Here is a 6,439-nt window from a genome sequence, read left to right as displayed (position 1 = left end):
CGAAATAGTCTCTACGTTTAGGCCGAAATTATACTGGATTTCCACAGGAATTTACGAAGAGCCTCTTTTTTTAGGTTTAGCGTGAGCCATATTGTCTCGTATTTCTTTGAGTTCTTTTAGTGTTTGAAAAGGCTCTTTAGACTCATCGAATTTGTAGCCCAGCTGTTCACAAACCCTAACAAGCTTCAAATGATAGTTATCTCGCTCCTTCCATGATGGAACAATCACCTCACCTGCAAAATTGATCAAAGCCTCCACGGTCAGACCGAGCGCCAATAGACAGCTCATGCAATCCAAGGCGATTGAATCTGTTGTTTCCTCGATCTGCTTACGCTCAATAACCTTCAGATGGTAATAAGCCAAATTGAATAGGTCGTGATGGGGATGAATTTGCGCTTGGTGTGCCATATTGCTGTGTCCTGATTGCCCTGATGCCATAACACCCGGAACAGCGGGCCATTTGAAGCGACGCAGGAGCGGAAAATGGCTCCGGCTGCTGCCGCTTGTTAGCGACAACTGAGTTATGGTTGTTTGTCATACACAGCTACGCCTTCTGGTATAGAGAACCAGTCTTGCTTCTCGCTCACCCAAACATGTGCGGTCGGTTGAATGATGCTGGTGTCTGACAGATTTGACGGCTTGAGCTTGATTTTTTCAGGTTCTTTTGGATCAAAATGATATATTCGATTTCCGCAGGTGGGGCAAAACTTTGCTCCATTTGTATTGCCGCTTTCCGCGATTCTGCTCCACTCATCCATCTCGCCCTGAAAGTCAACCGTATCAGAACCCACAACCGCAGTGATGCTGAACGCGCTTGTAGAGAGTTTCTGGCATTCTTTGCAGTGACACGCAACAACCATCAGAGGCGCCGAATATAATTTGTATTTTACCCCTCCGCATTGGCAGGAACCTTCGATCGGATAATTCATTTCCATCTCCGAAGTTCTATAAATCGCTAACAGTATTATTAGACGAAAACTTCCGTGTTTAAACCCGGAAAGTTTCCGTCTTTCACATTTAGCACTTGTTATATCATGCTCTCTAAGGCCCGTCACTCCCGCCTTAGAACATATCGATATAAGAACGCGGCGTGCGATACGGAAAGCTTCCGTGTGTCGAATATTATACGGAACACTCGGAATAAAGTGGGTGAAGTTGGCGGTTAACGGCCACCGCCTCCACCTCGAGAACGCCCACCGCCCGGGTAAGCCGGCTGGTCCAAGCATCCTCCACACCCAGCGCCGGGGCGTAAGGCAAGAGGCTTTCAAAGCGCTCGGCATTCGCGGATTGAGGCTCTTCAGAGTTATGTGAACTAGCCACCTTTAATGGGCACACATTCTAAGATAGCATTACCAAAGCTTCTATTGCCCCCCTTGGGCGCATGGATCCGCAAACGTTATGCCATTAACTTGTCAAAAGGAACTTTTCATGAGATTCACTTTTAAGGTTGGCCTATTAATCCTACCGCTTATCCCCATGGCTTCTCAGGCCGATGAGGCTCCAGAGCAGGCCATGGAGGCACCCTGGGAGTCGATTTTAGACACCCCCTACGATAACGACTCCTCAGACACAGGAAAAATGCTAAAAAAGCGTTGGCGCGAATGCGCTGGCATGGTGGCTCAAGCTAACATGGCGGCAGAAACCGTCGCTTCCGTCATTCAAAACCCTGAGGAATACTATGTGACGGACGAACAGAACCGTGACCAGATTAGGCAGATCTTCCCCACGAACAGTGGCACTTTTAGAGATCAAATAAACGAGAAAATCCAGGAAATTGCTTTTGAGCACTGGGAGCAGGCCACTTTCGATGGAAGTAAATCCCCTCAGTTATCCAAGATGGCCTGGGGCTGGTGCGTCGGGCACTCACCAGAGACGTTTAGCGAATTGTAAATCGTGCTATCAGCCGAAAGCTAAGGCGAGCGCTAGCCCCAGCCGACCGTCAGCGTTCTCTGCGACGCCCAGACCCTGCGCGGTGTTGCGCCCACTTGCAGTGGGGCGGCCAGTGCCGCGCTCCCGCGCCTTACCCAGCCCCCCCCCCTTGTTGACGGCTGAGTGTTACGGAATTATCCGCGCGGCCCGCTAGCTGTTGTGCATCCACTGGAAAATTTGACTATGCTGGAATGTGGTGATGCACGCTAGATACGTCAAGGGGGCGCCTTGAGCCCAAACAATAACAACCACTCTGTCCGGATGCTGATAAGCCCCCTGCTCATAAGCCTGTGCTTTGCCATTACCGGCGTGGCGGGCGCATCGGACACCTCGCCCCCGCCCGACATTCGCTTCGACAACCCCTTTGCCCAAACCGACTCCCTCAGCCGGCAGATGGGGGGCGTGAATGACCTTATCCAGGGGCCGCTGGGGTTTATTTGGATGGGGGCGGAGAACGGCGTGGGCCGCTATGACGGGCGCACCCTAAAGCTCTACCAGGCCGACAACCAGGTGGCGGGTTCCCTGCCGGCCAGCTATGTGCGGGAGATTGTGATGGACCGGGAGGGGGTGCTCTGGTTCGCCACCGAAGGCGGGCTCGCCTATTACCGGCAAGACATCGACGAATTCGTACATGTGGAGAGCCTGGGGGAGACTGGCATAGCGGTGGAAACCGTTTCCTCCCTCGCGGTGGGCGAAGACAACACCCTCTATGTAGGCACGGCCAAGGGCCTTTATATCGTCGCGCCGGACCGGGCTTCCATGACCGTACAATTTCCCCGGCCCCCGATCCCGCCGGAACCTAACAGTGAGCAGATACGAGCCCTAACCCTGGACGAACACGGCAGGGTTTGGCTGGGCACTGCGGGCATGGGGGCGGCCATCTATGACCCGGCCACCCAAAGCTTCGACTATCTGCTCCATCAACCCGAGAACCCCAATTCTCTGCGACACAACAGCGTCGCCAGTATCATGCACGATAACCAAGGCCGTACTTGGCTGGGCACCTACGGCGGCGGCATCAGCCGGCTCGACCGGGCTACCGGGCAGTTCAAACACTTTTACGCCAAGCCCGACGTGCCCGGCTCACTCGGCAGTGACGTCGTCTGGGACATTACCCAAGACAGTGAGGGGACTATCTGGGCCGCGCTCGATCAGGGCGGGCTGGCGAGGTTCAATGAACAGCGGCAAAACTTCCATCACTACCGGCACACCGCCTATGACCCCAGCAGCGTCGCCTCCAACCAACTGCGGGTGGTATTTGAAGACCAAAACCAGGATTTGTGGGTGGGGGCCTTTCCCTCGGGGGTAAGTTTCTACAACCGAAGTACCCAGGTCTTCCATCACTACACCAGCAATCCCGCCAACCCCCAGAGCCTGAGCCACGACGCCATACTGAGCTTCGAAGAGGCAAAAGACGGCACGATCTGGGTCGGCACCGAAGGGGGCCTCAATGCCCTGGACCCTGAAAGCGGCACCTTTCAGCGCTATCTAAGCGACCCGACTGACCCCCACGCCCTAAAGTCCGACCCGGTGCTGGCCATAGAGGAGGATCGAGACGGGCGACTATGGGTGGGCACCTGGGCCGGCGGCCTGCACCGACTGGACCCCGAGACCGGCCGCTTTGAGCGCTACGAGGCCGCGCCCGATAATGCAAACCGCCCCAACAGCGCCTTTGTCTGGGACATCCTCCGGGACCGACAGGATCGCATTTGGATCGCCACCGAAACCGGCGGTCTGAATCGGTACCACCGGGACACCGGCCGCTTCAGCCACTACGTACATGACCCGGAAACGGAAAGCAGCATCTCCGGCAATTTCGTTTCGGCGCTGATTCAGGATCAAAGCGGACAGATCTGGCTGGGCACCTTCACAGGCCTGGACCGGCTCGACCCGGCCACTGAAACCTTTACGCACTTCCCCTATGGGACTGGCGAACCGGGCGCCACCAGTAGCAAAAGCGTGCGCTCACTCTACGAAGACAGCCAGGGCAATATCTGGGCCGGCACCCAGCACAGAGGCGTGAATATCTATGACCCGCAGAGCGAGACCTTTTCATACCTGGATATCCGGGATGGCCTGCCCTCCTCCACCATTTCCAGCATACTGGAAGATGATTTGGGCAATATGTGGCTGGCCACCACCAACGGCCTCGCGCGCCTGGACGAAGAAGGTAACATCACCACCTTCGGTCGCGAGGACGGTTTGGTGGGCAGCCACTTCAACCGCGACGCCAGCCTGAAAGACCGCCGGGGCAAACTCTACTTCGGCAGCTCCGAAGGCATCACGGCCTTCTATCCGCAGGATCTGGACAGCTTCACCACCGATTTTGACGTGCGTATCACCGATTTCCGGCTTCTTAATCAAACCGTTCCCATAGGCACGAAAAACTCTCCCCTGGAGCGTTCCATTTTACTGACCGAAGCCATTACCCTGAACCACGATGACACCATGTTTTCGTTTGACTTTGCCGCTCTCAATTACCGACAAAGCAGCGCCATGAGTTACAGCTACCGGCTTGAAGGTTTTGACCGGGGCTGGAACAACATTGGCCACGGTTCCACCGCCACCTACACCAACATTAGCCCCGGCGAGTATCGGTTTCGCATCCGCGCCTCGGTCAATGGCAAGGACTGGACCGAGGGACAAAGCCTGGCCATTACCATACAGCCACCTCCCTGGCGCACTTGGTGGGCCTACCTCCTCTATGCCGCCTTGTTTGCCGTGCTTGCCTGGTTCGCCCACAAGTACATTTCCCTGCGCATCAGAGCCGAGGCCTATCGCAACAAATCCATGAAAGACCCGCTGACCCAACTGTACAACCGGGCGGGGCTGGCGCAGGTGTCCGAAGGCATTTTTGCGAACCCCACCACCAAGGAGGGCATGTGCCTGATGCTGCTGGACATAGACCACTTCAAGCGGGTCAATGACCGGCGCGGCCACGACGCCGGTGACCGCATACTGTGCGACGTGGCCCGAGTAGTGCGGGAGTGCCTACGCACCAGCGATCACTTCGGGCGCTGGGGCGGCGAGGAATTCGTTCTAATGTGTGCCACCCACGACAGCGCCAACAGCCAACTGCTGGCGGAAAAAGTGCGCAAGGCGGTGGAAAGCGGCGTGTATGAACCGCAGAGCAACCCGCCCCTTACCATCACCGTAAGCCTTGGCGTAGCGGACATACACCCGGATGATAGCTTCGAAAGCGCCCTAAAGCGAGCCGATAACGCCCTCTACAAAGCCAAGGCCTTGGGCCGCAACTGCGTGGTAATGGCAGACTGAGAGAACGCTCCATCAATGAAGTGCAACGCTTTGTGTAGCGCCCGTTCGCACGCAATGTCGAAGCCGGTAATGGGCTCTGAGTTGGGCGCAATAGAAACACCAGTACTGGTGCTGGACCACCGTCTGCGAGCAGTCGCTCGCCAAGTCTTCCACTTCCTTCGCTTCCCGGTCCAGTTGGTGCTGCAGCTCGTTTAAATGCGCTAGCAGGTCGGCTTCTTTCACCCCCTGGCGCTTGAACCATAAATCAAATGCGGTGATCGGGTAGCTGGGAGCCTCGCGGTACTGGCAAACCCATAGGCGTAAATCTGAATCCAAAGACATAAAACCTCCTTATTCGGTTAGATAAAAATTCTCCTTAATACTGCGGTTGAAGTTTTAGTATAGCTAACAATGCCCCAGAAGGAAGTCAGTCGTCAACCCCACTGCATGACGGCTCGTTACGTTGTCATGTGGTGCCTCACTCCGAGGCTCAAAGTGACGCATCACATGACATAGCCGTTCCTTAAACCTTATTATTGTTCAGTCTTTTCTCATGTTATGGTTTTTATCTGGTTTATAACGGCATCTTTTAGGGTGCCCTTCCGAGGGAGATTATTATGACGACGTTGATTATTGGGGCTCACGGGCAAATTGGTCAGTTGTTAATTAAGACTCTGGTGGCCGAAGGGGAAACACCTCGCGCCATGGTGCGGGCCGAGGCGCAAGCTCAAATGGTAAAGGATCTGGGCGCGGAGCCTGTAATCGCGGACTTGGAGGGCGACTTCCAGAGTGCATTAAAAGGTTGCGACAAGGTGGTGTTTACCGCCGGATCCGGCGCAAAAACCGGGCCGGACAAAACGATTCTGGTGGACATGTGGGGTGCGATGAAAGCGGTGGATGCGGCCAAGGCGGCGGGCGTATCCCAGTTTGTGATGGTAAGTTCACGGGGCGCCGAGGACCCGGAAGCAGGCCCGGCCAAGATCAAACATTACACGGTGTGCAAAAAGCTGGCGGATGATCACCTACTGCGCAGCGGTCAACCTTATACGATTTTACGGCCCGGCCGGTTAACCAATGATGCGGCCGAGCATAAGGTCACTACCCAATGGCCCACAGAAGCGGATAATCAATGGATTCCCCGGGAGGACGTAGCCTTGGCCATAAAGCATTGCCTGAAAACGCCCGCCACTGTGGGCAAGGTCTATCCGCTCTTTCATGGGGAATTATCGTTTAGGGAAGCGTTGTCCTAACCAAA

At 55.4% G+C, this 6,439-nt stretch carries 7 protein-coding genes; 3 read left to right on the top strand and 4 right to left on the bottom strand.

Translation table 11 applies throughout. The features are described from left to right. Positions 1–51: 51 nt before the first annotated feature. The 3 genes from AAE514_RS15870 to AAE514_RS15860 all read right to left on the bottom strand — a co-directional run bounded on the left by AAE514_RS15870 (position 52) and on the right by AAE514_RS15860 (position 1,320). Entirely contained in the window at positions 52–408 is a 357-nt protein-coding gene (locus tag AAE514_RS15870; RefSeq protein WP_347332535.1) for a hypothetical protein, read from the bottom strand. A 113-nt stretch (positions 409–521) separates the two neighbouring features. After that, positions 522–929, bottom strand: coding sequence for a GFA family protein (locus AAE514_RS15865; protein WP_347332534.1), 408 nt, complete (start codon positions 927–929; stop codon positions 522–524). Between the two features lie 193 nt (positions 930–1,122). Next, positions 1,123–1,320, bottom strand: a complete 198-nt coding sequence (locus AAE514_RS15860) for a hypothetical protein (RefSeq protein ID WP_347332533.1) — start codon at positions 1,318–1,320, stop codon at positions 1,123–1,125. A gap of 108 nt (positions 1,321–1,428) precedes the next feature. Here AAE514_RS15860 and AAE514_RS15855 point away from each other — a divergent pair, with 108 nt between their 5' ends. Together AAE514_RS15855 and AAE514_RS15850 are read left to right on the top strand one after the other, a co-directional pair. Next, entirely contained in the window at positions 1,429–1,890 is a 462-nt protein-coding gene (locus AAE514_RS15855; protein ID WP_347332532.1) for a hypothetical protein, read from the top strand. A gap of 267 nt (positions 1,891–2,157) precedes the next feature. Beyond that, complete coding sequence (locus tag AAE514_RS15850) at positions 2,158–5,205, top strand: two-component regulator propeller domain-containing protein (RefSeq protein WP_347332531.1); 3,048 nt, start codon at positions 2,158–2,160, stop codon at positions 5,203–5,205. Between the two features lie 12 nt (positions 5,206–5,217). Here AAE514_RS15850 and AAE514_RS15845 read toward each other — a convergent pair whose 3' ends face one another. After that, positions 5,218–5,526, bottom strand: coding sequence for a hypothetical protein (locus AAE514_RS15845; RefSeq protein ID WP_347332530.1), 309 nt, complete (start codon positions 5,524–5,526; stop codon positions 5,218–5,220). A 275-nt stretch (positions 5,527–5,801) separates the two neighbouring features. On the opposite strand from AAE514_RS15845, the gene AAE514_RS15840 reads away from it, so the two are divergent. After that, a complete protein-coding gene (locus AAE514_RS15840; protein WP_347332529.1) occupies positions 5,802–6,434 on the top strand; it encodes an SDR family oxidoreductase in 633 nt (210 codons plus the stop codon). Positions 6,435–6,439 lie beyond the last annotated feature (5 nt).

Origin of the sequence: Marinimicrobium locisalis (assembly GCF_039822625.1) — a bacterium.
GTDB lineage: Bacteria > Pseudomonadota > Gammaproteobacteria > Pseudomonadales > Cellvibrionaceae > Marinimicrobium > Marinimicrobium locisalis.
The sequence above is the reverse complement of the archived record's forward strand: the minus strand, read 5'-3'. Positions and strand labels throughout refer to the sequence as shown.

What these genes read in the sequence shown, in the direction of transcription:
- AAE514_RS15845 (WP_347332530.1), bottom strand. Translation starts at nt 5,526, where the DNA reads ATGTCTTTGGATTCAGATTTACGCCTATGGGTTTGCCAGTACCGCGAG.
- AAE514_RS15855 (WP_347332532.1), top strand. Translation starts at nt 1,429, where the DNA reads ATGAGATTCACTTTTAAGGTTGGCCTATTAATCCTACCGCTTATCCCC.
- AAE514_RS15840 (WP_347332529.1), top strand. Translation starts at nt 5,802, where the DNA reads ATGACGACGTTGATTATTGGGGCTCACGGGCAAATTGGTCAGTTGTTA.
- AAE514_RS15870 (WP_347332535.1), bottom strand. Translation starts at nt 408, where the DNA reads ATGGCACACCAAGCGCAAATTCATCCCCATCACGACCTATTCAATTTG.
- AAE514_RS15865 (WP_347332534.1), bottom strand. Translation starts at nt 929, where the DNA reads ATGAATTATCCGATCGAAGGTTCCTGCCAATGCGGAGGGGTAAAATAC.